This is a genomic window from Pseudomonas sp. K8 (genome assembly GCF_014889455.1).
GTDB classification, from domain to species: domain Bacteria; phylum Pseudomonadota; class Gammaproteobacteria; order Pseudomonadales; family Pseudomonadaceae; genus Aquipseudomonas; species Aquipseudomonas veronii.
Genome location: NZ_VJWO01000019.1, coordinates 1 through 23831 on the forward strand (window position 1 = coordinate 1; position 23831 = coordinate 23831).

The window sequence follows — 23831 nt, forward strand, 5'->3', positions numbered from 1 at the left end:
GGGGTCGCTGCCGGTTGGTGCCACGGTGTCGATCTTGAGGGTCAGGCGTTGGGTTTCTTCTAAGCGGTGATCGAGGTGCGTCACCCGGCAAAATACGGGGCCGGCCGCGCCGTCGGCCAAGCGGGCCATGGAGATGTGCAGGGTAATCGGCTTCGCTTCGCGCGCTTCTTGCTCGGTTACGGTATGGAAGTCGACCGGGACCAGCAGGTCGCTACAGAACAACTCGATGAAATCGCCTTCAAGCTGGCCTGCGTAGGTGCGCAAGATGCAAATCAGGCCCGTGCTGCCATGGTTCTCCAACAGCAGTTGATGCACACCGCCGGAGAATCCTACGACCGGGGTCGTCAGGCCGGGAATATAAGGCGACAACTGCGCGACGAAAGGGGGCGCGTTGAGCTCTGGAGTCATGCTTGTCACCTCGTGCAAGGCAAAGGAGCCGAAAAGGTCCGGGGCACACGAGGATTGAACACAGAAGGGCAGCGAGCAGGCTAGCTGTTAGAAATGACAGTGCCGACAGGCGGTAGCGGCCCAGGGCGGGCCGCCCTCGGTAGCCGCTAGGCTTGGCGGTTCCAATGCCTGAACAGCGGCTCCGCCAGAAACAACACGAACAACAAGCGCATCACCTGCATTGCCGTCACCAACGGCACCGACAGTTGCAGGGTTTCCGCGGTCAAACTCATCTCGGCAATGCCACCGGGCATCATGCCCAGGGTCAATGAGCGCAGGTCCAGTTGGGTCATCGCACTCAAGCCCACGGCGGCCAGCGTCGCCAGCAGCATGGTCAAGGCGGTGCCGATCAAGGTGCGCGCCATGAACGACGGCGCACTGCGGAAGAACTGACGATTGAAGTGGCAGCCCAACCCGCTGCCGATCAGCCACTGGCCGATCTGGCTGCCGCCGTCGGGCAGGCCGATGTGCAGGTCCCACGCCACACTGGCGGTGGCACTGACCAACAGGGGCCCGAACAGCCACGGGTTCGGCTGACGCAACCGCTGCCAGCCCCAGGCCACCAGCGCACCGGCGGGAAACAGCAGCGCCAGCCAGGCCCAGCTCACCGGGGCGGGATGAAACTGCGGCGCGCCACCGTCCAGCACGTACTTGAAGATCGCCGGTACGCACAGCACCACCACCAACACCCGCAGGCTTTGCCCCGCCGCGACCCGGCTGAGCACCGCGCCATTGCGTGCGCCGAGGTTGACCATCTCGCCGGAACCGCCGGGCATGCTGGAGAAAAACGCGGTGGCGCGGTCTTCGCCGCTGCGGCGCATCAACCACACGCCGACCACGCTCGACAGGCTGGTGACCAGCGCGCCGAAGAAGATCAAACCGAAGTGGCTCATCACCTGTTCGATCACCAGCGGAGTGAAGTGCAGGCCGATGCCGATGCCCACCACCCATTGGCCGCCTTTGCGCCCGCCGGGAATCTCCGCCAACTGCCACGGCGTGAGGCAACGCACGAGGATGATCGCCAGTAGCGAACCGACCATATACGGCAACGGCCAGCCGACCAGGCTGGCCAGGTAACCGCCGACCAGGCCGACCAGCGGTGTTCCCCACCAGTGTTTAAAGCTGGCCTCAGACATCGGCCACGGCACGACGCTGCAACGCACGTTTGCGGTAGATGCGCGCCAGCGGTAACAGCAGCATCACGGCGGTCAATACCCAGACACCGAAGGTGATCGGGCTGGACCACAGGATCTCCAGCGCACCGTTGGAGATCGACAGCGCGCGGCGCAGGTTCTGCTCCATCAGGCCGCCGAGGATAAAGCCCAGCAACACCGGCGACAGCGGGAAGTCGAGCTTGCGCAGGATGTAGCCGAAGATGCCGATACCGATCATCAGGAACAGATCGAACGTGGTGGCGTGAACCGCGTACACGCCGATCGCGGTAATGATCGCGATCACCGGCACCAGCGCCCAGTTCGGCACAGCGAGGATGCGCGTGAAGATGCGGATCATCGGGATGTTGAGGATCACCAGCATGATGTTGGCGATGAACAACGAGGCGATCAGGCCCCAGACGATATCCGGCTGCTGTTGGAACAACAGCGGGCCCGGCGTGATGTTGTACAGCGACAGGGCGCCGATCATCACCGCGGTGGTGCCCGAACCCGGCACGCCCAGGGTCAGCATCGGCACCAGCGCGCCGCAGGCGGAGGCGCCGATGGCGGTTTCCGGTGCCGCCAGACCACGCATGTCACCCTGCCCGAATTTACCGCTGGCCCCGGCCAGGCGTTTCTCGGTCATGTAGGCCACGGCTGACGCCAACGTCGCGCCAGCGCCGGGCAATACGCCCATGATGAAACCGAGCAGGCCGCACCGGATGTTCACCGCAAATACCGACGAGGCTTCCTTCAGGTTAAACATCATCCGCCCGGTGGCTTTCACCGCTTCCTGGCCACGGTGGGTTTTTTCCAGCAGCAACAGGATCTCGCTGATGGAGAACAGGCCCAGCACCAACACCACGAACTGGATGCCGTCGGTCAGGTGGATGTTATCGCCGGTAAAGCGGTACACGCCGCTGTTGGCGTCGATGCCCACCGCCGACAGGAACAGGCCGATCAGCGCCGCGACGAAGGTCTTCAGCGGTTTATCGCCGGCCATGCCGCCGAGGCAGACAATCGCGAACACCATCAGTACGAAATATTCCGCCGGGCCGAAGGCAATCGCCCATTTGGCCAGCAGCGGGGCAAACAGCACCATGCCGCAGGTGGCGATAAACGCGCCGATGAACGAACTCCACGCCGACAACGACAAGGCCACACCGGCCAGGCCTTTGCGGGCCATCGGGTAACCGTCGAGGGTGGTCATCACGGTGGAGGCTTCACCCGGGATGTTCAGCAGGATCGAGCTGATACGCCCACCGTATTCGCAGCCCAGGTACACGGCCGCCAGCAGGATCAACGCCGACTCCGGCGGCAGGCCCAGGGCGAACGCGATGGGGATCAACAGCGCCACGCCGTTGATCGGGCCCAGGCCCGGCAGCAGGCCGACCACGGTGCCGATCAAGGTGCCGCACAGCGCGGTCACCAGGTTGTAGGGGGACAGTGCCACGCCGAAGCCCTGGCCCAAATAGCCGAAAGTATCCATATCAGTTCTCCAGAACGTCGAGCAGGCCGAGGGGCAGCGGAACATCCATGGCTTTATCGAACAGCAGATAAAGGCCGACGCTCATCAAGGTGATGATCACCGCACCGGGCAACCAGCGGCCGCCATACAGCCGTGCCATCGGAATGCCGATCAACATGCTGCTGAGAATGAAACCGAGGGATTCGAAGGTGGCGGCAAACACGATCAATAGCGCCACGCAGATGCCGATCTTGATCAGGGTGGCGCGGTCCAGCGCGGGTTCTTCCTCGGTATGCTGGGTCGGCTGCGGGCGAAACAGCATGTAGATCAGCGCCAGGCTCATCAGCCCGAGCATCAGCAGCGGGTAGGCCCGAGGCCCCACGGGTTCGTAGGAAAACGACGCCTGGTAGGGCCAGGCCATCAAGGCCAGGCCTGCGCAGGCCAGCAGCAGCGCGGCGGCGAATATGCGTTGTAAGAGCATGTTGAACTCCTGGGCCACGCCCCTGGTTCAGCAGGGCGTGGCCGCGCGACAGAGGGGCGATTACTGGATCAGGCCGAACTCTTTGGCCAGCACTTTGTAGTCCGCTACCTGCTTCTTCACGTAGGTGTCCAGCTCCGGGCCGGTCATGGCGAACGGGAACAGCTCGCGCTGGTCACGCAGCTTGGCGAAGTCTTCGGAGGCCAGCAGTTTGTCGAAGGCGTCTTTCCACCAGGCGTAGTCGGCATCGCTGACTTTTGGCCCAAGGTAGAAACCGCGCACCACTGGCCAGACGATGTCGTAGCCTTGCTCTCTGGCGGTCGGAATATCCTTCATTTCCGGCTCGTCCAGGCGCGCTTCGGAGAACACCGCGAGCAAGCGCATGTCTCCACTCTGGATATGGGGCATGGAATCGGAGATGTCGGTACTGCCCACCTGGATGTGGTTGCCCATCAGCGCGGTGACAATTTCACCGCCACCTTCCAGCGCCACATAGCGCAGGTCGCGCGGGTTGATCCCGGCGGCCTTGGCGATCAGCGCGGTTTGCATCCAGTCCTGGCTACCCACGGTGCCGCCGGAACCGATGACCACTTTGCTCGGATCTTTCTTCAGCGCCTGCACCAGGTCGTCGAGATTTTTGTAAGGCGAATCGCTTTTCACCGCGATGGCGCCGTAGCTGGTGCCGACCGCCGCCAGCCAACGCACGGCGCTTTCATCGAAGCGCCCGAACTTGCCCTGGGCCAGGTTCAACAGCGAGCCGCTGGACCAGGCCACCAGGGTGCCGCCGTCTGCAGGGCGCTGTGCGACCACGGCGTTGTAGGCCACTGCGCCCACGCCACCAGGCATGTAGGTCACGCGCATCGGCTTGCTCAGCAGCTTCTCGTTGACCAGCGCGCTTTGCGCCAGTTTGCAGGTCAGGTCAAAACCACCGCCAGGGGAGGCCGGGGCGATGCATTCCGGGCGCTTGGGTTCGTCGGCGGCCAGCAGTTGGCCGGCGAACAGCATGCAGCCGGCGGCGAGGGCGAATTTACGCAATGAAAGGGTCATGGTTATCTCCGTCGTTGTTGTTATGAGTGGCTATTACCAGGCACTGCTTACCAGAGCGCGACGCTGTAACTGACCAGCAGGCGTACTTCATCCGCATCACGCGCTGAATAGTTGGAACGATAGGTCGCATTGCGCAGGCGCACGGCGACATCCTTGAACGTGCCGCTTTGCACCACGTACTTGATCTCGCTGTTGCGTTCCCACTCCTTGCCGGTCTCGCCGTTCTTGAGCTTGATATGGTCACCCGACAGGTAGCGGCTCATGAAACTCAGGCCGGGAATCCCCAGCTTGGCGAAGTCATAGTCGTAGCGTGCCTGCCAGGAGCGCTCCTCGGCGCCGGCAAAGTCGTTGATCTGCACGAAGTTGACCAGGTACGGGTCGCTGCCATCCACATACGGAAACGCGCTGTCGCCGGACATGTGCTGGTAGCCGGCGCTGAGCTTATGGCCATTGAGGGCATAGCTGAACAGGCCGTTGAGGGAGGTGTTGTCGATCTTGCCGCCGCGGGCGGCGCCGGTGTCGTCGCTGATCGCCAGGCGCAGATCGGTGGCGAAGGTGCCGGGGCCCATCGGGCGCGCAGCCACCAGGCCGAGGAAGTGCTGGCGGTACACGTCGTCGAGTTGGGCGAAGTGATAGCTGCCGGTGATCTTGTCGGCGAACTTGTAGTCCACGCCGCCGAAATTGAAGTGCTTGCCGGTGGCGCCGCTGAGGAAACGGCTGTTCTTGTTGTTGAGGGCGATGTCCTCGTAGTTGGTGTCGTCGCGGTCCTTGGCCTTGTCGAGGCGGCCACCGGTGAACACCAGGTTCTTGAACTCTTTCGAGGTGATCAGGCCGCCGTTGAAGGTTTGCGGCAGGATGCGGCCGTCGTTGGGCTTGAGGATCGGCAGCTCGGGGATCAGCGCGCCGACTTTCAGTTCGGTGGCGGAGATCTTCACTTTGCCGGTCAGGCCCAGCTTGGAATACTCGTTGGCGGCGCGGCCATCGTCGTGGGTGGGCAGCAGGCCGCTGCCGGTGCGGTCGGGGCTGGAGTCGAGCTTGACGCCGAGCATGCCCAGCGCATCCACGCCAAAGCCGACGGTGCCGTCGGTGTAGCCCGATTGCAGGTTGAGCATGAAGCCCTGGGCCCATTCGTCGCGCTTGGATTGCTGGGCGCTGGTGCCGTCGCGAAAGTCGCGGTTGAAGTACATGTTGCGGGTTTCCAGGGTCGCGCTGCTGTCTTCGAAGAAGGCGGCTTGGGCAAGCGGCGAAAAGCCGGCAAGGGTGGCGGCGCTGGCAAGGGCGGTTTGGGTCAGGCGGGAAAAACGCACAGGCGTGCAAGCCTGGGGCTGTGTCGACAGCATCGTTGAGTACTCCGTTATTGTTCTTATTTGACGAAAACGCTTCGAGGCGTTTTTCGGGTGCTACGGATCAGGCAGCTCGGCGGGCATGGCCTACCGTGGCTGGATGCTAAAGGGTGAAGCTTTCACTAACCTTTCAGTTGCCTTTCAATGTTTTCGGGCTTCACAGCCCAGGCCGCGCCTGTAAACTGCCTCGCAGAGCGTGGCGCCGACCACCCCCGAATGAGGTAGAAATCCATGCGTGTCCTCCTGGTTGAAGACCATTTGCAACTGGCCGAAAGTGTCGCCCAGGCGCTCAAGAGCACGGGTCTGACCGTCGATGTGCTGCACGACGGAGTGGCCGCGGACCTGGCCTTGGGCAGTGAGGAATACGCCGCCGCGATCCTCGATGTGGGCTTGCCGCGCATGGACGGTTTCGAGGTGTTGGCGCGTTTGCGGGCGCGTGGGAAAAATCTGCCGGTGCTGATGCTGACGGCGCGCAGTGATGTGAAAGACCGTGTGCATGGCCTGAACCTGGGCGCCGACGATTACCTGGCCAAGCCGTTCGAGCTGACGGAACTGGAGGCGCGGGTCAAGGCGCTGTTGCGGCGCAGCGTGCTCGGCGGCGAGCGCCAGCAGGCCTGCGGCGTGCTGGTCTACGACCTCGACACCCGCCGCTTCACGGTCGGCGGCGAGTTGCTGACCCTCACGTCCCGCGAGCAAGCCGTGCTTGAAGCGCTGATCGCGCGCCCGGGCCGGGTGATGAGCAAGGAGCAACTGGCCGCCCAGGTGTTCGGCCTCGACGAAGAGGCTAGCCCGGATGCGATCGAAATCTACATACACCGCCTGCGCAAGAAACTCGACGGCCAGCCCATCGCCATCGTCACCTTCCGTGGCCTCGGCTACCTGCTGGAAGCGCGCGATGCATAAGCCCAGCAGTCTGCGCTGGCGGCTGCTGTGGAACCTCGCGCTGTTGCTGGTGCTGTTGATGGTCGCCAGCGGCATGAGCGCCTACTGGAACGGCCGCGAAGCCGCCGACACCGCCTATGACCGCACCTTGCTGGCCTCTGCACGCACGATTGCCGCCGGCCTGACCGAGGTCGACGGCAGCTTGAGCGCGAATGTGCCATATGTGGCCCTGGACACCTTTGCCTACGACAGCGCCGGGCGGATTTATTACCAGGTCAATGACATCGACCAGAAGCTGATTTCCGGTTACGAAAACCTGCCCGGCCCGCCGCCTGGCACGCCGCGCACCGATGATTACCCGGCATTGGCACGGTTTTACAACGCCACGTACCAGGGCCAGGCCGTGCGCGTGGTGAGCCTGCTCAAGGCGGTTTCCGAACCGAACATGAACGGCATGGCAGAAATCCGCGTGGCCGAGACCGATGAAGCCCGCGTCAGCATGGCCCGCAGCCTGATGGCCGATACCTTGCTGCGCCTGGGCATGCTCGCCATCGGCGCGCTATTGCTGGTGTGGTTTGCCGTGAGCGCGGCGTTGCGCCCGCTGGAGCGCTTGCGCACGGCCGTGGAAGAGCGCCAGCCCGACGATCTGCGGCCGTTGCCGCTGGTCGAGGTGCAGCTCGAGTTCGGCCCGCTGGTGCGTTCCATCAACCATTTCACCGAACGCCTGCGGGGCCAGTTCGAGCGCCAGGCACAGTTTATCGCCGATGCGGCCCACGAACTGCGCACGCCGCTGGCCGCGCTCAAGGCGCGCCTGGAACTCGGCCTGCGCGCCGAAGACCCGGCCACCTGGCGCAGCACCCTGGAAACCGCCGCGCAAGGCACCGACCGCCTGACCCATCTGGCCAATCAATTGTTGTCCTTGGCGCGCATCGAAAACGGCGCACGGGCGATTGCCGAAGGCGGGGCGCAATTGCTCGACCTCAGCCAGTTGGCCCGCGAACTGGGCATGGCCATGGCGCCGTTGGCCCATGCGCGTGGGGTCGCGCTGGCGCTGGAGGCCGACGAGCCGGTGTGGCTGCGCGGCGAACCGACGCTGCTCAACGAGCTGTTGAGTAACCTGGTGGATAACGCTCTGGCGCATACGCCGCCTGGCGGCAATGTGATCCTGCGCGTGACGGCACCGGCGGTGCTGGAAGTGGAAGATGATGGCCCGGGCATTCCGCTGGACGAGCGCGACCGCGTGTTCGAACGCTTCTATCGCCGCAGTCAGCAGGGCCTGGGCTCCGGTCTGGGCCTGGCGATTGTCGGCGAAATCTGTCGCGCGCATCTGGCCCAGATCAGCCTGCATGATGGTGAACCGACGGGCTTGAAAGTGCGCGTCAGTTTTGTCGCCGGTTGATCAGTAGAACATCGACCGCGCTTCATCCAGTTCCGCACGCACGCTGTCGCTGTAAAGGTCCAGGCGCAGTTTCTTGACTGCCGGCAGGTTGGTGATCGGTACATCCGCCAGCGGATGCGCGGTGCCGCGATGGCAATACAGCACGGCGACTTGCACCAGGTCGATATAGTCGAGGCTGGCGGAGTCGCGTTCCAGGTCCAGGTATTGGCCCGGCAGCTTGACCAGCATCTCCGGGAAGTCCCAGCCACGCAGGAGTTTGTCGCCGAGCATTGGGTGACTTTTCTCGATCATGTGGTTGAGGCTGACCGGGTCAGAGAGCAACTCGTAATGGTCTTCGGCATAGGTCAGGATCGGCAGCACACCGATCTGGTGCACCAGGCCTCCGAGCGCTGCCTGGTCCGGCTTGAGCTGGCTGTGGCTGCGGCACAGCGCGTAGCTGACGCCCGCCACTTCCAGGCTGCGGCGCCAGACGTCGCGCATTTTCTGTTCGATCACTTCGGAACGGGCGTGGAAGATCTGCTCCATCACCAGGCCGATCGCCAGGTTGCTGCTGTAGTTGGTGCCCAGCCGGGTGATGGCGGTGTGCAGGTCGGTGACTTCCTGCGTGGCCCGCAACAACGGGCTGTTGACCACTTTGATCAAGCGCGCCGACAGCGCGGTGTCGCGACCGATCACTTTGCTCAAGTGGCTGATGCCGATTTCCGGGTCTTCGGCGGCCTGACGAATGCTCAGGGCCACTTCCGGTAATGTCGGCAGAACCAGGTCATCGTTGTCGATGGCCGCAATCAAAGCCTGTTGGACTTTTTCCGCCAGCTCGTTCATTCATGCTCTCTAAGGTGTTGCAAAGGGGTGCGACGATCAGTGCTGGATCTCTCGATCACGATCCAATTGGTAGGGCAGGTCAAGTAGCTGCAAAGCGGGACCTTCGAGAGTGCCTAAATGCACATCACCACTCTCGGCTGCTTCGGCTTGCAGAACCGCCAGAAGTTCCACCATTTGGTCAGCTTTTGCCGCGATCACCACCTCGCCGATCGAGCTGTTGTGGCTGGGAGAAAACAGCGGCGTGCCGGGCTCGGGCAATTCAGCGGCATACAGGCTCAGGCGGTACAGGCGACGCTTGAGTTTGCCCAGGTATTGCATGCGCGCGACGATTTCCTGGCCGGTGTAGCAGCCTTTCTTGAAACTGACGCCGCCCACGGCCTGCAGGTTGAGCATCTGCGGGATAAACAGCTCGCGGGTCTGCGGCATGACCTGGCCGATACCGGCGCGGACCTGGCCCAGCAGCCAGTCATTCAAGTCAGCCGGTTGCAACTGCGCGGTCAATTGGCTGCGCACGGCTTCGGCTTGCTCGGCGGGCGCCCAGAGTTCGGTGCGACCAGGGGATACGCGGATGGCGATCAATTGTTCGCTGCGGGCGACGCTGTCGGTCGCGGCCGGCAGCTCCAGGCCCAGGCTCGCCAGGGCCTGATCCGCGTTCGCCAGGCCAAAACGTGCCCAGGCGGCGCTTTCGTCGGTGAGTTTGGATTTGGAGAACACCGCGTATTTCTTCAGGTCGGCCAGTTGCGGTTCCAGCAGCTCGGTGGCCATGGCCAAGAGCACGCCATCACCTTGCAGCAGGATGCGAAAGCTCGACTGCATGCGCCCTTTTTGCGTGCAGCGCGCGCCGAGGCTGGCCTGGGTGTCGCTCAGGTAGTTGAGGTTGCAGGTGAGTTGGCCCTGCAGGAACTTGGCAGCGTCGGCGCCGCGGACGGCGAGAACGCCTTCGTGGGTCAGTGGGCAGAAGAAAGCAGAGTCGGCCATGGGTCATCGCAGGTCAAAAAGTCTAGGTGCATCATAGAGGGGCGCCCGACAAATGGATAGTTTCTGTAGGGGGCGACCAAAGCCGACTGTTCCGCTGCCTTGGGGCCTGTATACTTGCAATCTATTTGAGGAGCGTTCCATGGTCGAAGATGTAGAACTCAATCGCCTCTACTGGCACAGCCGTCGCGGCATGCTTGAGCTGGACGTGTTGCTGGTGCCATTCGTCAGAGAGGTTTACTCGACCCTTAACGAGGTGGATCGCAACTGTTACGTGCGCCTGCTGGAATGCGAAGACCAGGATATGTTCGGCTGGTTCATGGAACGCTCCGAATCGGAAGACCCGGAGCTGCAGCGCATGGTTCGGATGATCCTGGATCGTGTCCAGCCCAAGTAATCCCGCCTTCGAATGCCGCTGGCAGGCCTCGCGGCTGTTGCTGGCGGCCTATCTCCTGGCCCAGTCGTCCGCACTGGGTGCGCTGCTGCTTGTCGATTTGCCTTATTCAAGCCTTGGCCTGTTGCTGTGCCTGGCTCACGCCGCCTGGGTTATCCCGCGCCATATCCGGCTGACTCACCGTTCGTCGATTCGCGGCCTGCGCCGTGACGAAAGCGGGTGGCAGTTGTGGAGCGAAGCGCGCGGCTGGCACCGCGTGCAACTGCGTCCCGAGAGCCTGGCGTTGCCGTTGATCGTGGTGCTGCGCTATCGGGTGCAGGGCGAATGGGTGGTGCGGTCGATCTGTGTGCCCAAGGATTCGCAGGCCGCCGATGTACACCGGCGCCTGCGGGTTCGCCTGAAGTTCAGTCGGCGTAGGTGGTTGGCACCAGAATAGTATCGCGGGCCTCGGGCAGCATCTGCGGGTAGTCGAGGGTGTAATGCAGGCCCCGGCTTTCCTTGCGCTCCATGGCCGAGCGGATCATCAGCTCCGCCACTTGGGCCAGGTTGCGCAATTCAATCAGGTCGCGGCTGACTTTGTAGTTGCTGTAGAACTCGTCGATCTCATCCAGCAACAGTCGCACGCGGTGTTGTGCGCGTTGCAGGCGTTTGTTGGTCCGCACGATCCCTACGTAGTCCCACATGAAGCGTCGCAGTTCGTCCCAGTTGTGGGCGATGATCACGTCTTCGTCCGAATCGGTCACCTGGCTCGCGTCCCAGCGGGGCAGGGCGGCCGGGACGGGGATCTGCGGCAGTTGTTCAAGGATGTCCGCCGCCGCCGAACGCGCATAGACAAAACATTCGAGCAGCGAGTTGCTGGCCATGCGGTTGGCGCCGTGCAGGCCGGTGAAGCTGGTTTCGCCGATCGCGTACAGGCCGGGCACGTCGGTGCGCCCGTGTTGGTCGACCATCACGCCGCCGCAGGTATAGTGCGCGGCCGGCACCACCGGGATCGGGCCTTTGGTGATGTCGATATTGAAGGCCAGGCAGCGCTCGTAGACCGTCGGGAAGTGAGTCTTGATGAACGCTTCGGGCTTGTGGCTGATGTCCAGGTAGACGCAGTCGATGCCCAGGCGCTTCATTTCATGGTCGATGGCGCGGGCGACGATATCGCGCGGGGCCAGTTCGGCGCGCGGGTCGAAGCGTTGCATGAAGCGCTCGCCATTCGGCAGTTTCAGGTGCGCGCCTTCGCCGCGCAGGGCTTCGGTGATCAGGAAGCTCTTGGCCAGCGGGTGATACAGGCAGGTGGGGTGGAACTGGTTGAATTCCAGGTTGGCCACCCGGCAGCCCGAGCGCCAGGCCATGGCGATGCCGTCGCCACAGGCACCGTCGGGGTTGCTGGTATAGAGGTAGACCTTGGCCGCGCCGCCCGAGGCGAGAATGGTGAAGCGCGCGCCGTAGGTGTCGACTTCGCCGCTGTTGCGGTTGAGCACATAGGCGCCGAGGCAGCGCTCGCCCGACAGGCCCAGGCGTTTCTCGGTGATCAGGTCGACGGCGACCCGTTGCTCGAGCAGTTCGATGTTCGGGCGTTGGCGGGCTTGTTCGAGCAGGGTCCTGAAGATCGCGGCCCCGGTGGCGTCGGCGGCGTGGATGATGCGGCGATGGCTGTGCCCGCCTTCGCGGGTCAGGTGAAACTCGAAGCCGCCGTCATCGCTGCCGGCGTGATCGTCACGGGTAAACGGCACGCCCTGGTCGATCAGCCATTGAATGGCTTCGCGGCTATGTTCGACGGTAAAGCGCACCGCATCTTCGTGGCACAGGCCGCCGCCGGCGTTGAGGGTGTCTTCGACGTGGGACTGCACCGTGTCGGTGTCGTCCAGCACGGCGGCAACACCGCCCTGGGCCCAGAATGTCGAGCCATTGGCCAGGTCGCCTTTGCTCAGCACCGCAATGCGCAGGTGGCTGGGGAGGGTCAGCGCAAGGCTCAGGCCGGCTGCGCCGCTGCCGATCACCAGGACATCGTGTTGAAACTGTTGGCTCATTTGAAGGATTCCGCAAAAAGCGATCCACAGGGGCTGGCGCAAACAGGACGCCTGGATCGGCGAATCAAAGGGTCACACGGGCTACTAGTATATAGAGGGGGGGAGCGGCACAATAGCCGCGCATTCGTGGCAATGTGAAATTACGGTGCACGGCCAAGGTAAATGGACCGGTTATTGAAGTGGGAACTTTTTGCATAAGCCCCGACTCAATAGCAGGTTGCCCGAAAGCTGGGAAAACGTTGAGTTTATTGGCCCGTCGGGAGCATTGGACGCGTCAGGAAACCGGCGACAAGATTATTCGCGCAGCCGGCATTGCCCGCGCTGCGTTTTTCGTGTGTGCCAAATCAGTGCATGCCGGAAACTTGCTTGGAGGGGAGAACTTTTGCGGAAAGTCCGAGTCTATGTTTGCAAGCCTGATCGTTCAGTTATGCAAGCCTCCTTCAAGTACAACGAGGAGTGTTCATGCTAACCCAGGAAGAGGATCAGCAGCTGGTCGAGCGCGTTCAACGCGGCGACAAGCGAGCTTTTGATCTGCTAGTGCTGAAATACCAGCACAAAATTCTCGGGTTGATCGTGCGGTTTGTGCACGACACCCATGAAGCGCAGGACGTTGCACAGGAAGCCTTTATCAAGGCATACCGTGCGCTGGGCAATTTCCGCGGTGACAGCGCGTTTTACACGTGGCTCTACCGCATCGCCATCAACACGGCGAAGAACTATCTGGTGTCTCGCGGACGCCGCCCACCGGATAGTGATGTCAGTTCGGAAGATGCAGAATTTTACGATGGTGATCACGGCCTCAAAGATCTCGAGTCGCCGGAGCGTGCATTGCTGCGCGACGAGATCGAAGGCACCGTTCATCGCACTATTCAGCAACTGCCAGAAGATTTACGGACGGCGTTAACTTTACGTGAATTCGATGGTCTGAGTTATGAAGACATTGCGAGCGTCATGCAGTGTCCGGTGGGGACTGTAAGGTCACGGATTTTCCGGGCCCGGGAAGCCATCGATAAAGCCTTGCAACCGTTGTTGCAGGAAAACTAAAGACAGCGGCGACAGCCAAGAGAGGAACCGCCATGAGTCGTGATGCCCTGCAGGAATCGCTGTCCGCAGTGATGGATAACGAAGCGGATGAACTGGAACTTCGTCGGGTGCTCAATGCATTCGGTGATGCCGAAACCCGTGATACCTGGTCTCGTTACCAAGTCGCTCGGGCGGTGATGCACAAGGATCTTCTAATCCCTCGTCTGGATATTGCTGCGGCCGTTTCTGCTGCACTGGCTGATGAAGCCGTTCCGGCAAAAGCTGCGCGGGGGCCATGGCGTAGCCTGGGTCGCCTGGCAGTGGCCGCTTCGGTAACTGTTGCCGTTCTGGCTGGTGTTCGCCTGTACAACCAGGACGAAATCGCCGGTACCGAACTGGCCCAACAGACTCAGCAACCGATCATGGCTGGCCCGCAAGTCAAGGGCCCCGCCGTACTGGCAGGCTACAAGGAAAGCTCCGACACTACCGGCCCGATGGCGAACGGTGTGCTTCAAGGGCAATCCGGCTGGCAGGATCAGCGTCTTCCAGGCTACCTGCGCCAACACGCACAGGAATCGGCCTTGAAAGGTACTGAAAGCGCTCTGCCTTATGCTCGCGCGGCAAGCCTGGAAAACCGTTGAACCGTTGAGGAGCACTATGCGCGCCATACCGCTCCTTACGCTTTTGCTCAGTGGTTGGTTTGCACTCCCCGCCCACGCCGATGATGCCCAAGACTGGTTGACTCGACTTGGGCGTGCTGAGCAACAGCAAAGCTTCCAAGGTACGTTCGTCTACGAGCGTAACGGTAATTTTTCTACCCACGACATCTGGCATCGTGTCCAGGACGGTCAGGTTCGCGAGCGGCTTTTGCAGCTCGACGGCTCGGCTCAGGAAGTCGTGCGGGTAGACGGTCGGACGCAATGCGTCAGCGGCACTCTTGTCGCCGGCCTCAGCAATTCGCGTGATGCCCCTTCACGTGCGCTTGATCCGCAAAAAATCGCGCAATTCTACGAACTGGCCGTCATCGGCAAATCTCGCGTGGCCGGTCGAAATGCGGTGATTGTGTCGATCACCCCGCGTGACCAATACCGCTATGGTTTTGAGTTGCACCTGGACCGCGAAACCGCGTTGCCCCTTAAATCCCTGCTGGTGAACGATCAGGGGCAGTTGCTGGAGCGTTTCCAGTTCACGCAATTGAACACCTCGGTCACGCCGGATGATCGCGACTTGCAACCCTCTGGCGATTGCACGCCCATTGCAGTGGCCACGGCTAAAGCGCCAGAGGTGCAACCTGCCCAGGACTGGCATCTGGAATGGTTGCCGCCGGGTTTCCAGTTGACCAGTAGCGGTGCGCGCAAAGACACCCAGACCAAAGCGACGGTCGACAGTCGGATGTATGAAGATGGGTTGGCGCGGTTTTCGGTATTTCTTGAGCCGATCGGCGAATCCGGCGTTACCGAAACCCGTACCCAGTTGGGCCCGACGGTGGCGGTGTCGCGTCGGCTGAATACGGTGGATGGCGAAATGATGGTCACGGTGGTGGGCGAAATCCCCATGGGCACCGCCGAGCGCATCGCGCTGTCGGTGCGCGGTGAAAAAAAACCAGCCGCCAAGCCGTGAGTCGTTAATCTTATGTTCATCCTGGCCTTTCACCCTACGTCCATGCGAGGTTGGTTGCCGAGCGTGATGAAATGTCTGGATCAGCATTTTCACTTGCAAAAATCTCTCATATTTTTTATAGGTCAGGGCTTGTCGGCGCTGACCATGTTTTGTTCGCGGAACGGAGATGTCGGTCACAGTTTCCGGCGTTTCCAGAACCCTGTCGCCCAACCCTGCTCGTCGTAACGGGAGCTGTATGTCGATACCACGCTTGAAGTCCTATTTATCCATAGTCGCCACATTGTTGGTGTTGGGTCAGGCCGTGCCCGCGCAAGCGGTCGAGCTGCCTGATTTCACCCAATTGGTCGAGCAGGCCTCGCCTGCCGTGGTGAACATCAGTACCACGCAAAAACTGCCCGAGCGCAAAGTCTCCGACCAGCAGATGCCGGACCTGGAAGGCCTGCCGCCGATGCTGCGCGAGTTCTTCGAGCGTGGCATGCCGCAACAACGCGCGCCCCGTGGCGGTGGCGGTGGCCAGCGTGAAGCGCAGTCCCTGGGCTCGGGCTTCATCATCTCGCCCGATGGCTACATCCTGACCAACAACCATGTGATTGCCGACGCTGACGAGATCCTCGTCCGTCTGGCTGACCGCAGCGAGTTGAAAGCCAAGCTGGTCGGCACCGACCCACGTTCCGACGTGGCGTTGCTGAAGATCGACGGCAAGGACCTGCCTGTGCTGAAACTGGGCAAGTCCCAGGACCTGAAAGCCGGGCAATGGGTCGTGGCGATCGGTTCGCCGTTTGGCTTTGACCACACCGTGACCCAAGGCATCGTCAGCGCCATCGGCCGCAGCCTGCCCAACGAAAACTACGTGCCGTTCATCCAGACCGACGTACCGATCAACCCGGGTAACTCCGGTGGCCCGCTGTTCAACCTGAACGGCGAGGTGGTCGGCATCAACTCGCAGATCTACACGCGCTCCGGTGGCTTCATGGGCGTGTCGTTCGCCATCCCGATCGACGTGGCCATGGACGTTTCCAACCAACTCAAAAGCGGCGGCAAGGTCAGCCGTGGCTGGTTGGGCGTGGTGATCCAGGAAGTGAACAAGGACCTGGCCGAGTCCTTCGGCCTCGACAAGCCAGCCGGTGCGCTGGTCGCTCAGATCCAGGACGACGGCCCGGCAGCCAAGGGCGGCCTGCAAGTCGGCGACGTGATTCTGAGCATGAACGGCCAGCCGATCGTCATGTCGGCAGACCTGCCGCATTTGGTGGGCGCGCTCAAGGCGGGCAGCAAAGCCAAGTTGGAAGTGATCCGTGAAGGCAAACGCCAGAACGTTGAACTGACCGTCGGCGCCATTCCGGAAGAAGGCGCGACCCTCGATGCCCTCGGTAGCACCAAGCCGGGCGCCGAGCGCAGCAGCAACCGCCTGGGTATTGCAGTGGCCGAGCTGACGGACGAGCAGAAGAAGGCCTTCGACCTGAAAAGCGGCGTGGTGATCAAGGAAGTGCAGGACGGTCCTGCCGCGTTGATCGGCCTGCAGCCAGGCGATGTGATCACTCACCTGAACAATCAGGCCATCGACAGCACCAAGCAGTTCACCGACATCGCCAAGGCGCTGCCGAAGAACCGTTCGGTCTCGATGCGCGTCCTGCGTCAGGGCCGTGCCAGCTTCATTACCTTCAAGCTGGCTGAGTAACACCGGCGCATCAAAAAGCCCCGCCTTCGTTTAACGAGGGCGGGGCTTTTTTGTGGGCGGTGGGTTTAGCCCATCATTCCTTTCACCAAGCGTTCCTGTTCGATCAGCTCACGCTGGCGTGCGTCGATACGTGACGACAGTGGGAAGTTGCTGCCGGCACGGCGCTTGGCGAAGTCCAGTTGTTGAATGGCTTGCTGGAAGTCGCCGACCAGGGCGAAGTACTCGGCGCGCGCCTGGTGCAGGCCGATGATATTGCCGGACAAGCCGCGCGTTTCGGCGACTTGGTACCACACGTCCGGATCGTCCGGGCGCGACTTGAGCAAACCGTCCAGGGCCTTTTCCGCATCGGCGGTGCGGTTCTGTTTGAGTAAAAGGTCCACTCGCACCTGGTTCAGCGGATAGTTGCCGGGGTACTGGGTGAGCATCCGGTCAGTGCGTTGCTGGGCATCCGGCAAGCGGTTGCTGGTGATGTCCAGCTCGATCTGCGCCAGGTTGTAGGTAATGTCGTTGGGCGACTTGGCCAACAGCGGGGCCAGGTTTTCCCGGGCTTCCTTGAGCTTGGTCCCCTTGATTTGGGCGATGGCCAGACCATAGCGCGCCACGTCGCTTTTCGGATTTTCGTCCAGTTGGGCCTGGAAGCGCTTGGCGGCGAGGCCTGGCGTGTCTTCGTATTTCAGCTGCACCCGTGCGCGAATCAATTGATAACGCAGGCTGTCTTCGGTGCCGCCGAGCTTGGCCTGTTCGGCACGGTTGCGGGTGTCGGCGATGCGCGATTCGGTCACCGGGTGAGTCAGCAGGAATTCCGGCGGCTTGGCGTCGAAGCGGTATTGACGCATCAGGCGCTCGAACATGGTCGGCATGGAGCGTGGGTCGTAACCGGCTTTCTCCAGGTTGAGGATGCCGATGCGGTCGGCCTCTTGTTCATTCTGGCGCGAGAACCGCCGTTGTTCCTGGATCGCCGCGGCCTGGGTGCCGGCAATTGCAGCAATGCCGGCGTCGCCCGCACCGGCTGCGGCGGCAATGATGCCGCCGAGCATCGCGGCCATCATCGGGATCTGCATGCGCTGTTGCGCTTCGACGCCGCGGGCGAAGTGGCGCTGAGACAAGTGAGCCAATTCGTGGGCCAGCACCGAGGCGTATTCACCTTCGGTCTGGGCGTTGAGGAACAGCCCGCCGTTGACCCCGACGATACCGCCAGGCGCGGCAAAGGCGTTGAGCTGCGGGCTGTCGATCAGGATGAATTCCAGGCGGCGGTCATTGACCTGGCTGGTCTCCACCAGTTTGTACACGCTGGATTCGACGTAATCCTTGAGCTGCGGATCGTTGAGCTGCGCGACCTGGCCACGCAAATAGGCAAGCCAGGCGCGACCCAGTTGGTATTCCTGTTGTGGCGAGACAATGGCTGAGCTGGCGTCGCCAAGTGACGGCAGGTCGTCGGCAAAGGCCGGGGAGGCCAGCAGGCAGGCCAGCGTCAGCAGGGTGGGGCGCAAAAAAGTCATGCACAGAGCCTTTCGACAAAGAGCTTACTGTAGCCGGACACTGAGCGTCGGACCAGATATTCTAAGCAGCCTGAACGCTTGCCCGGAGTAAAACCATGACCGACGCTGTAGCCTTTGATGCCGAACTCGATGCCAGCGGCCTCAATTGCCCGTTGCCTTTGCTCAAGGCCAAACTCGAACTCAATCGATTGGCCAGCGGCGCGGTGCTCAAAGTCATCGCCACGGATGCCGGTTCCCAGCGTGATTTCCGCACCTTTGCCAGGCTGGCCGGTCATACCCTGGTGCATGAAGAAGACGCCGCCGGTGTCTACCGTTATTGGTTGCGCAAGGCCTGAAGCGTCCGCTTCCCACCACCCGAGGTTGATTGATGTTCAAAGTGTTACGAGACTGGATTCAGCGCTACTTCTCCGACGAGGAAGCCGTGGTGCTGGCGGTCCTGCTGTTCCTGGCCTTTACCGCCGTCCTCACCCTGGGTGGCATGCTCGCCCCGGTACTGGCGGGGATGGTGCTGGCCTACCTGATGCAGGGGTTGGTCACCACCCTGGAGCGTCTGCGCTTACCGGGCGCGGCGGCAGTGGGGCTGGTATTTGCTTTGTTCATGGGGCTGTTGCTGGTATTTATCGTGGTGGTCGTGCCACTGCTGTGGCACCAGTTGATCACCCTGTTCAATGAGTTGCCCGGCATGCTCGCCAAATGGCAGTCGCTGTTGCTGCTGTTGCCGGAGCGCTACCCGCATCTGGTGTCGGATGAGCAGGTATTGCAAGCCATCGAAGTGGCACGCGGCGAGATCGGAAAGTTCGGGCAATGGGCGGTGACCTTTTCCCTGTCCAGCCTGCCGTTGCTGGTCAACATCATGATCTACCTGGTGCTGGTGCCGATCCTGGTGTTTTTCTTCCTCAAGGACCGCGCGATGATCGGCCGCTGGGTAAGTGGCTATCTGCCGCGTGAGCGTGCGCTGATCACCCGGGTGGCCGAGGAGATGAACCGGCAGATCGCCAATTACATCCGCGGCAAGGTGATCGAGATCATCATCTGTGGCGGCGTGACCTACATCGCCTTTATTGCCCTGGACCTGAACTACGCGGCGCTGCTGGCATTGCTGGTGGGCATTTCAGTGGTGGTGCCGTATGTCGGCGCGGTGGTGGTGACGGTGCCGGTCACGTTGATCGCCCTGTTCCAGTGGGGCTGGAGCGACCAGTTCATCTACCTGATGGCGGTGTACGGCATCATCCAGACCCTGGACGGCAACGTACTGGTGCCGCTGCTGTTCTCGGAGGCGGTCAACCTGCATCCGGTGGCGATCATCTGCGCGGTATTGTTGTTCGGCGGGTTGTGGGGGTTCTGGGGCGTGTTCTTTGCGATCCCCCTGGCGACGCTGTTCAAGGCGGTGCTGGATGCATGGCCGCGGCAGGAACCGGTGGTGGCGCCCTTACTCTGAAGCGAGGGGAGGGCGCGTGCGCCCTCTCCCGATGATGCTCACGCGTTGTGCAAAGCCTGGGCGGCCGCCAGCACGGCGTCCACATGCCCTGGCACTTTCACGCCACGCCATTCCTGGCGCAGCACGCCATCCTTGTCGATCAGGAAGGTGCTGCGATCCACGCCCAGGTATTCCTTGCCATACAGCTTCTTCAGCTTGATCACATCAAACAGCTGGCAAACCGCTTCGTCCTTGTCGCTGATCAGCTCGAACGGGAATTCCTGCTTGCCCTTGAAGTTCTCATGGGACTTCACGCTGTCGCGCGACACGCCAAACACTTCGGTGTTGGCTGCCTTGAACGCTGCGTACTGGTCACGGAAACCCTGGCCTTCGGTGGTGCAACCCGGGGTGCTGTCCTTCGGGTAGAAGTAGATCACCACTTGCTTGCCCTTGAGGGCTGCGAGGCTGAAGGTCTGGCCGCTGGTGGCCTGGGCTTCGAAATCGGCTACGGGTTTGTCGATGACTACCGCCATGGGGGCTTCCTTACATTGGGTTCTGTGGGCGCCACGGTTCGATCAAGGCGTCGAGGTTCAGGGCATCGGCGAAGTCCAGGAACTGATCGCGCAGCCAACTGATCTGCACGCCGGCCGGCAAGGTCACGGTAAACGTGGCGTTGAGCATGGTGCCGCCGGTTTGCGGTGCCTGGTAGGTGTCGCAGGTGAGGTTTTCCAGCTCGACGTTATGGTCGATGAAGAACTGGCACAACTCGTTGACGATGTCCGAGCGGTAGGCCGAACTGACATACGCCACATAAGGCAGGGCCTGCGGGCGGTTTTCCAGCGCGGCGCTGCGTACCACATTGACGGTGAAGTTGTGCTTCTTGGCCAGGCCCGGCAGGCCGGTCTCCAGGCGTGCCAGGGCGTCCCAGGTGCCGGAAATCTGCAGCACCAGCGCACTGCACTCGCCATGGCGGGTGAGACGGGAGGTGACGACGGCGCAGCGGTTTTCATGGCTGGCGCGGCACAGGACGTTGGTCAGCTCCATGGGGTTGGCGCCGAGGGCACTGATAACAAGGAATTGTTCGCGAACTGTGGGGGTGGACATGCAGCCTTCCTAAAACGATGAGCGGTCGATACGGTGAGGGCTGTATCGATCAAAGCATGAAGGGTAGCGAAAAGCGTCGCCAAGGGATAGGAGGTGGCGTTTTCATTGCGTGATCGGCGGGTTTTTACCCCGTCTCGACCCGCACTTTCGCGCAATGATGGCAATGCCCGTCGTTTAGTTGCGCCAGAACGCATCCTCAGGCGGTACTTCGCTTGTACAAGCATCTTGGCGCCAGTACCATTACGGCTCTCTTTTTCCGGCAGGAGCGGTTGCATGATTGCGGGCAGTATGGTGGCACTGGTCACACCCATGGATGCACAAGGTCGTCTCGACTGGGATAGCCTGGGCAAACTGGTGGACTTCCACCTGCAAGAGGGCACCAACGCCATTGTGGCGGTCGGCACCACAGGTGAGTCGGCCACTCTCGACGTGGAAGAACACATCCAGGTCATCGAGTTCGTGGTCAAGCGTGTCGCGGGCCGTATCGCCGTGATCGCCGGTACGGGCGCCAACTCGACGCGTGAAGCGATCGAGCTGACCAGGAACGCCAAGAAAGCCGGCGCCGACGCCTGCCTGTTGGTGACCCCGTACTACAACAAGCCGACCCAGGAAGGCCTGTACCAGCACTTCCGCACCATTGCCGAAGCGGTCGATATCCCGCAGATCCTCTATAACGTGCCAGGTCGCACCGCGTGCGACATGAAGGCCGAGACCGTGATCCGCCTGTCCACTGTGCCGAACATCATCGGCATCAAGGAAGCCACCGGCGACCTGCAGCGCGCCAAGGACATCCTGGCAGGCGTGAGCAGCGACTTCCTGGTGTATTCCGGCGACGATGCCACCGCTGTCGAGCTGATCCTGCTGGGCGGCAAGGGCAACATCTCGGTGACCGCCAACGTGGCCCCGCGTGCCATGAGCGACATGTGCGCCGCCGCCCTCGCCGGCGATGCCGTGACCGCACGTGCGATTCACGAGAAGCTGATGCCGCTCAACAAGACACTGTTTATCGAATCCAACCCTATTCCCGTGAAATGGGCGCTGTTCGAGATGGGCATGATGCCGGACGGTATCCGTCTGCCGCTCACCCGCCTCAGCGAAGCCTGTCACGAACCGCTGCGACAGGCCCTGCGCCAGTCCGGCGTCCTGGTTTAATTGAGGAAGCACTACGCATGAAGCGATTGGCCGGACTTTCCGCACTTGCCTTGATTATCTCCAGCACCAGTGGCTGCGGTTGGATCTGGGGCCCGGAAGGCTACTTCCGTGACCGCGGCAGCGATTACCTGGAAGCACAAGCAACCAAACCGATGCAACTGCCGCCGGACGTCAATGTCGCCAAGCGCCTTGACCCGTTGCTGCCGATTCCGCGCAATGTCGCCGACGACACCGCCAAGGGTGAGTACGTGGTGCCGCGTCCACAACCGATCTTGGCCGTGGCGAATACCAGCGACTACAGCCTGCAGAAGAGCGGCGACTCGCGTTGGATCGTGGCACAGCGCCCACCTGCCGAAGTCTGGCCGGTGGCGGTGCAGTTCTTCCAGGACAACGGCTTCCGCATCGACGAGCAGCGCCCGCAGACCGGTGAGTTCACCACGGCGTGGCAGCAGGGCAGCGAGCTGTCCGCCAGCATGGCCAAGCGTTTGCAGTCCGGCGGTATCGCCGCTGACAGCGAAGCCCGTGTACGTGTACGCATCGAGCCTGGCGTGCAGCGCAATACCAGTGAAGTCTATGTGGTCAGCGCCGAGCGTCCTGCCGGCAGCACGTCCAACGTCGAGTTCACCAACCGCTCGGTCAACACCGGCGTCGACGCCGCACTGGTCGACGAGATGCTGGCCAGCATGAGCCGCATTTCCGAGAAGGGCGGTTCGATCTCCCTGCTCGCCGCACGCGATTACGACACCCCGAGCCGCGTCAGCCTCACCGAAGACGGCAGCGGCAACGTGGTGCTGAACCTGGGTGAAGACCTGGACCGTGCCTGGGCCAGTGTCGGTCGCGCGTTGGAACAAGGCCCTTGGCGTGTTGAAGACATCAACCGCAGCCTGGGCCTGTACTACATCAACGTGGCGGAAAAAGCCGAGAAGAAAGACGCCGAGCCAGGTTTCTTCAGCAAATTGTTCGGCAGCGCGCCGACCAAGGAAGAGATCGAAACCCGCGCCGAGCGTTATCAGATTCGTTTGAGCAAGGTTGGCGAAAGCGTGCAAGTCACCGTCGAGAAGAACATCAACACCGTTGCGCCAGCTGAAACAGCGCGCAAGGTGTTGGGCGTGATTCAGGACAACCTGGGCTGATCCGATGCGTTTTGCCGTTCTCGGCAGCGGTAGCCAAGGGAACGGCACGCTGGTCGCTCAAGACGACACGTATGTGCTGGTGGATTGTGGTTTCTCGTTAAGGGAAACCGAGCGGCGCCTGCTGCGCCTGGGGGTTCACCCCTCGCAGCTGAGCGCGATTCTGGTGACCCACGAACATGCCGACCATGTGCATGGCGTGGGTTTGCTGTCTCGGCGCTACAATCTTCCGGTGTACCTGAGTCGCGGCACCTTGCGCGGGATGCGCAAACCCATTGAACCCGCAGGCTTCCTGGCCGGTGGCGAGCAACTGCAGATCGGTGCCTTGAGCATCGATGTGATTGCCGTGGCGCATGACGCCCAGGAGCCGACGCAGTATGTATTCAGTGGCGGCGAGCGACGTTTCGGCGTACTCACCGACCTGGGTTCCTACTGCGCCAAGGTGCTGGACGGTTACCGGGATCTCGATGCATTGATGATCGAGTCCAACCACTGCCGAGACCTGTTGGCTCGCGGTCATTACCCGTACTTTCTCAAGCAACGGGTAGGCGGCGAACTCGGGCATTTGAACAACCACCAGGCGGCGTACCTGGTGTATGAGTTGGGCTGGCAAGACCTGCAACACCTGGTCCTGGCCCACCTGAGCAGCAAGAACAACCTGCCGCAGCTGGCCCGGCAATGTTTTGTCGATACCCTTGGGTGCGACCCGGACTGGCTGCAACTGGCCGATCAAGATTCAGGGCTCGACTGGCGACACATCGCCTAGCCCACCTCACTCAAA

At 61.9% G+C, this 23831-nt stretch carries 24 protein-coding genes and 1 pseudogene; 13 read left to right on the forward strand and 12 right to left on the reverse strand.

From position 1 onward, the window contains the following. The 6 genes and pseudogenes from INT12_RS15130 to INT12_RS15155 form a co-directional block, all read right to left on the reverse strand. A pseudogene (locus INT12_RS15130) lies at nt 1–408 on the reverse strand (hypothetical protein); the annotation flags it as partial. A gap of 146 nt (nt 409–554) precedes the next feature. Then, nucleotides 555–1583: an AbrB family transcriptional regulator gene (locus tag INT12_RS15135; RefSeq protein WP_046490337.1), complete on the reverse strand. Its 1029-nt coding sequence runs from the start codon at nt 1581–1583 to the stop codon at nt 555–557. After that, nucleotides 1576–3090 carry a tripartite tricarboxylate transporter permease gene (locus INT12_RS15140; protein ID WP_017844900.1) on the reverse strand — a complete coding sequence of 505 codons (1515 nt, stop codon included), beginning with the start codon at nt 3088–3090 and terminating at the stop codon, nt 1576–1578. Before INT12_RS15140 ends, INT12_RS15135 begins: the two co-directional genes overlap by 8 nt. Nucleotide 3091: 1 nt before the next feature. Next, a complete protein-coding gene (locus INT12_RS15145; protein WP_017844901.1) occupies nt 3092–3550 on the reverse strand; it encodes a tripartite tricarboxylate transporter TctB family protein in 459 nt (152 codons plus the stop codon). A 60-nt stretch (nt 3551–3610) separates the two neighbouring features. Continuing rightward, nucleotides 3611–4600, reverse strand: coding sequence for a Bug family tripartite tricarboxylate transporter substrate binding protein (locus INT12_RS15150; RefSeq protein ID WP_162231534.1), 990 nt, complete (start codon nt 4598–4600; stop codon nt 3611–3613). Between the two features lie 41 nt (nt 4601–4641). Next, nucleotides 4642–5934 carry an OprD family porin gene (locus INT12_RS15155; protein ID WP_017844903.1) on the reverse strand — a complete coding sequence of 431 codons (1293 nt, stop codon included), beginning with the start codon at nt 5932–5934 and terminating at the stop codon, nt 4642–4644. A gap of 234 nt (nt 5935–6168) precedes the next feature. On the opposite strand from INT12_RS15155, the gene INT12_RS15160 reads away from it, so the two are divergent. Continuing rightward, entirely contained in the window at nt 6169–6840 is a 672-nt protein-coding gene (locus INT12_RS15160; protein ID WP_017844905.1) for a response regulator, read from the forward strand. After that, complete coding sequence (locus tag INT12_RS15165; protein WP_017844906.1) at nt 6833–8218, forward strand: sensor histidine kinase; 1386 nt, start codon at nt 6833–6835, stop codon at nt 8216–8218. The genes INT12_RS15160 and INT12_RS15165 overlap by 8 nt, the downstream gene beginning before the upstream one ends. On the opposite strand, the gene INT12_RS15170 is transcribed toward INT12_RS15165, so the two are convergent. Together INT12_RS15170 and INT12_RS15175 are read right to left on the reverse strand one after the other, a co-directional pair. After that, nucleotides 8219–9040 (reverse strand): HDOD domain-containing protein, encoded by an 822-nt coding sequence (locus INT12_RS15170; protein ID WP_017844907.1) that lies wholly within the window; start codon nt 9038–9040, stop codon nt 8219–8221. A gap of 36 nt (nt 9041–9076) precedes the next feature. After that, entirely contained in the window at nt 9077–10018 is a 942-nt protein-coding gene (locus INT12_RS15175; RefSeq protein ID WP_193039710.1) for a YgfZ/GcvT domain-containing protein, read from the reverse strand. A 139-nt stretch (nt 10019–10157) separates the two neighbouring features. On the opposite strand from INT12_RS15175, the gene INT12_RS15180 reads away from it, so the two are divergent. Then, nucleotides 10158–10412, forward strand: a complete 255-nt coding sequence (locus INT12_RS15180) for a succinate dehydrogenase assembly factor 2 (RefSeq protein WP_046384372.1) — start codon at nt 10158–10160, stop codon at nt 10410–10412. Then, nucleotides 10396–10845, forward strand: a complete 450-nt coding sequence (locus tag INT12_RS15185) for a protein YgfX (RefSeq protein ID WP_193039709.1) — start codon at nt 10396–10398, stop codon at nt 10843–10845. Before INT12_RS15180 ends, INT12_RS15185 begins: the two co-directional genes overlap by 17 nt. Here the strand turns inward: INT12_RS15185 and nadB are convergent. Further along, the gene (nadB, locus tag INT12_RS15190; RefSeq protein WP_017844910.1) at nt 10814–12430 is read right to left on the reverse strand and encodes an L-aspartate oxidase; all 1617 of its coding nucleotides are present in this window, start codon (nt 12428–12430) and stop codon (nt 10814–10816) included. The two genes, INT12_RS15185 and nadB, sit on opposite strands and share 32 nt — an antisense overlap. A gap of 462 nt (nt 12431–12892) precedes the next feature. Between nadB and rpoE the strand changes: the two genes are divergently transcribed. The 4 genes from rpoE to INT12_RS15210 all read left to right on the forward strand — a co-directional run bounded on the left by rpoE (nt 12893) and on the right by INT12_RS15210 (nt 16748). Continuing rightward, nucleotides 12893–13474, forward strand: a complete 582-nt coding sequence (gene rpoE / locus INT12_RS15195; RefSeq protein WP_003172477.1) for an RNA polymerase sigma factor RpoE — start codon at nt 12893–12895, stop codon at nt 13472–13474. A gap of 32 nt (nt 13475–13506) precedes the next feature. Beyond that, entirely contained in the window at nt 13507–14094 is a 588-nt protein-coding gene (locus INT12_RS15200) for a sigma-E factor negative regulatory protein (protein ID WP_017844911.1), read from the forward strand. A 16-nt stretch (nt 14095–14110) separates the two neighbouring features. Next, nucleotides 14111–15073, forward strand: coding sequence for a MucB/RseB C-terminal domain-containing protein (locus INT12_RS15205; RefSeq protein WP_193058903.1), 963 nt, complete (start codon nt 14111–14113; stop codon nt 15071–15073). Nucleotides 15074–15308: 235 nt separating this feature from the next. Beyond that, nucleotides 15309–16748 (forward strand): DegQ family serine endoprotease, encoded by a 1440-nt coding sequence (locus INT12_RS15210; protein WP_026139783.1) that lies wholly within the window; start codon nt 15309–15311, stop codon nt 16746–16748. A 65-nt stretch (nt 16749–16813) separates the two neighbouring features. Here INT12_RS15210 and INT12_RS15215 read toward each other — a convergent pair whose 3' ends face one another. Beyond that, nucleotides 16814–18247, reverse strand: coding sequence for a M48 family metalloprotease (locus INT12_RS15215; RefSeq protein WP_017844914.1), 1434 nt, complete (start codon nt 18245–18247; stop codon nt 16814–16816). Between the two features lie 95 nt (nt 18248–18342). Here INT12_RS15215 and INT12_RS15220 point away from each other — a divergent pair, with 95 nt between their 5' ends. Further along, entirely contained in the window at nt 18343–18582 is a 240-nt protein-coding gene (locus INT12_RS15220; protein ID WP_017844915.1) for a sulfurtransferase TusA family protein, read from the forward strand. A 32-nt stretch (nt 18583–18614) separates the two neighbouring features. Continuing rightward, nucleotides 18615–19685 (forward strand): AI-2E family transporter, encoded by a 1071-nt coding sequence (locus INT12_RS15225; RefSeq protein ID WP_017844916.1) that lies wholly within the window; start codon nt 18615–18617, stop codon nt 19683–19685. A gap of 38 nt (nt 19686–19723) precedes the next feature. On the opposite strand, the gene INT12_RS15230 is transcribed toward INT12_RS15225, so the two are convergent. Beyond that, nucleotides 19724–20197, reverse strand: a complete 474-nt coding sequence (locus INT12_RS15230; RefSeq protein WP_046384366.1) for a peroxiredoxin — start codon at nt 20195–20197, stop codon at nt 19724–19726. 10 nt (nt 20198–20207) lie between these two features. Next, nucleotides 20208–20768, reverse strand: a complete 561-nt coding sequence (locus tag INT12_RS15235; RefSeq protein ID WP_017529585.1) for a glycine cleavage system protein R — start codon at nt 20766–20768, stop codon at nt 20208–20210. 273 nt (nt 20769–21041) lie between these two features. Between INT12_RS15235 and dapA the strand changes: the two genes are divergently transcribed. Genes dapA through INT12_RS15250 form a run of 3 tightly spaced genes read left to right on the forward strand, consistent with a single transcriptional unit; the run spans nt 21042 to nt 23816 of the window. Next, nucleotides 21042–21920 carry a 4-hydroxy-tetrahydrodipicolinate synthase gene (dapA, locus tag INT12_RS15240; protein WP_017844918.1) on the forward strand — a complete coding sequence of 293 codons (879 nt, stop codon included), beginning with the start codon at nt 21042–21044 and terminating at the stop codon, nt 21918–21920. Nucleotides 21921–21937: 17 nt separating this feature from the next. Further along, on the forward strand, nt 21938–23053 hold the full coding sequence (bamC, locus tag INT12_RS15245) for an outer membrane protein assembly factor BamC (RefSeq protein WP_017844919.1): 1116 nt from the start codon (nt 21938–21940) through the stop codon (nt 23051–23053). Nucleotides 23054–23057: 4 nt separating this feature from the next. Then, nucleotides 23058–23816: an MBL fold metallo-hydrolase gene (locus tag INT12_RS15250; RefSeq protein WP_017844920.1), complete on the forward strand. Its 759-nt coding sequence runs from the start codon at nt 23058–23060 to the stop codon at nt 23814–23816. Nucleotides 23817–23831 lie beyond the last annotated feature (15 nt).

Excerpts from the sequence above, each read along its gene's own strand:
- INT12_RS15135 (WP_046490337.1), bottom strand. The coding sequence starts at position 1,583 with ATGTCTGAGGCCAGCTTTAAACACTGGTGGGGAACACCGCTGGTCGGC.
- INT12_RS15140 (WP_017844900.1), bottom strand. The coding sequence starts at position 3,090 with ATGGATACTTTCGGCTATTTGGGCCAGGGCTTCGGCGTGGCACTGTCC.
- INT12_RS15145 (WP_017844901.1), bottom strand. The coding sequence starts at position 3,550 with ATGCTCTTACAACGCATATTCGCCGCCGCGCTGCTGCTGGCCTGCGCA.
- INT12_RS15155 (WP_017844903.1), bottom strand. The coding sequence starts at position 5,934 with ATGCTGTCGACACAGCCCCAGGCTTGCACGCCTGTGCGTTTTTCCCGC.
- INT12_RS15160 (WP_017844905.1), top strand. The coding sequence starts at position 6,169 with ATGCGTGTCCTCCTGGTTGAAGACCATTTGCAACTGGCCGAAAGTGTC.
- INT12_RS15165 (WP_017844906.1), top strand. The coding sequence starts at position 6,833 with ATGCATAAGCCCAGCAGTCTGCGCTGGCGGCTGCTGTGGAACCTCGCG.
- INT12_RS15170 (WP_017844907.1), bottom strand. The coding sequence starts at position 9,040 with ATGAACGAGCTGGCGGAAAAAGTCCAACAGGCTTTGATTGCGGCCATC.
- INT12_RS15175 (WP_193039710.1), bottom strand. The coding sequence starts at position 10,018 with ATGGCCGACTCTGCTTTCTTCTGCCCACTGACCCACGAAGGCGTTCTC.
- INT12_RS15180 (WP_046384372.1), top strand. The coding sequence starts at position 10,158 with ATGGTCGAAGATGTAGAACTCAATCGCCTCTACTGGCACAGCCGTCGC.
- nadB (WP_017844910.1), bottom strand. The coding sequence starts at position 12,430 with ATGAGCCAACAGTTTCAACACGATGTCCTGGTGATCGGCAGCGGCGCA.
- rpoE (WP_003172477.1), top strand. The coding sequence starts at position 12,893 with ATGCTAACCCAGGAAGAGGATCAGCAGCTGGTCGAGCGCGTTCAACGC.
- INT12_RS15200 (WP_017844911.1), top strand. The coding sequence starts at position 13,507 with ATGAGTCGTGATGCCCTGCAGGAATCGCTGTCCGCAGTGATGGATAAC.
- INT12_RS15205 (WP_193058903.1), top strand. The coding sequence starts at position 14,111 with ATGCGCGCCATACCGCTCCTTACGCTTTTGCTCAGTGGTTGGTTTGCA.
- INT12_RS15210 (WP_026139783.1), top strand. The coding sequence starts at position 15,309 with ATGTCGATACCACGCTTGAAGTCCTATTTATCCATAGTCGCCACATTG.
- INT12_RS15215 (WP_017844914.1), bottom strand. The coding sequence starts at position 18,247 with ATGACTTTTTTGCGCCCCACCCTGCTGACGCTGGCCTGCCTGCTGGCC.
- INT12_RS15220 (WP_017844915.1), top strand. The coding sequence starts at position 18,343 with ATGACCGACGCTGTAGCCTTTGATGCCGAACTCGATGCCAGCGGCCTC.
- INT12_RS15225 (WP_017844916.1), top strand. The coding sequence starts at position 18,615 with ATGTTCAAAGTGTTACGAGACTGGATTCAGCGCTACTTCTCCGACGAG.
- INT12_RS15230 (WP_046384366.1), bottom strand. The coding sequence starts at position 20,197 with ATGGCGGTAGTCATCGACAAACCCGTAGCCGATTTCGAAGCCCAGGCC.
- INT12_RS15235 (WP_017529585.1), bottom strand. The coding sequence starts at position 20,768 with ATGTCCACCCCCACAGTTCGCGAACAATTCCTTGTTATCAGTGCCCTC.
- dapA (WP_017844918.1), top strand. The coding sequence starts at position 21,042 with ATGATTGCGGGCAGTATGGTGGCACTGGTCACACCCATGGATGCACAA.
- bamC (WP_017844919.1), top strand. The coding sequence starts at position 21,938 with ATGAAGCGATTGGCCGGACTTTCCGCACTTGCCTTGATTATCTCCAGC.
- INT12_RS15250 (WP_017844920.1), top strand. The coding sequence starts at position 23,058 with ATGCGTTTTGCCGTTCTCGGCAGCGGTAGCCAAGGGAACGGCACGCTG.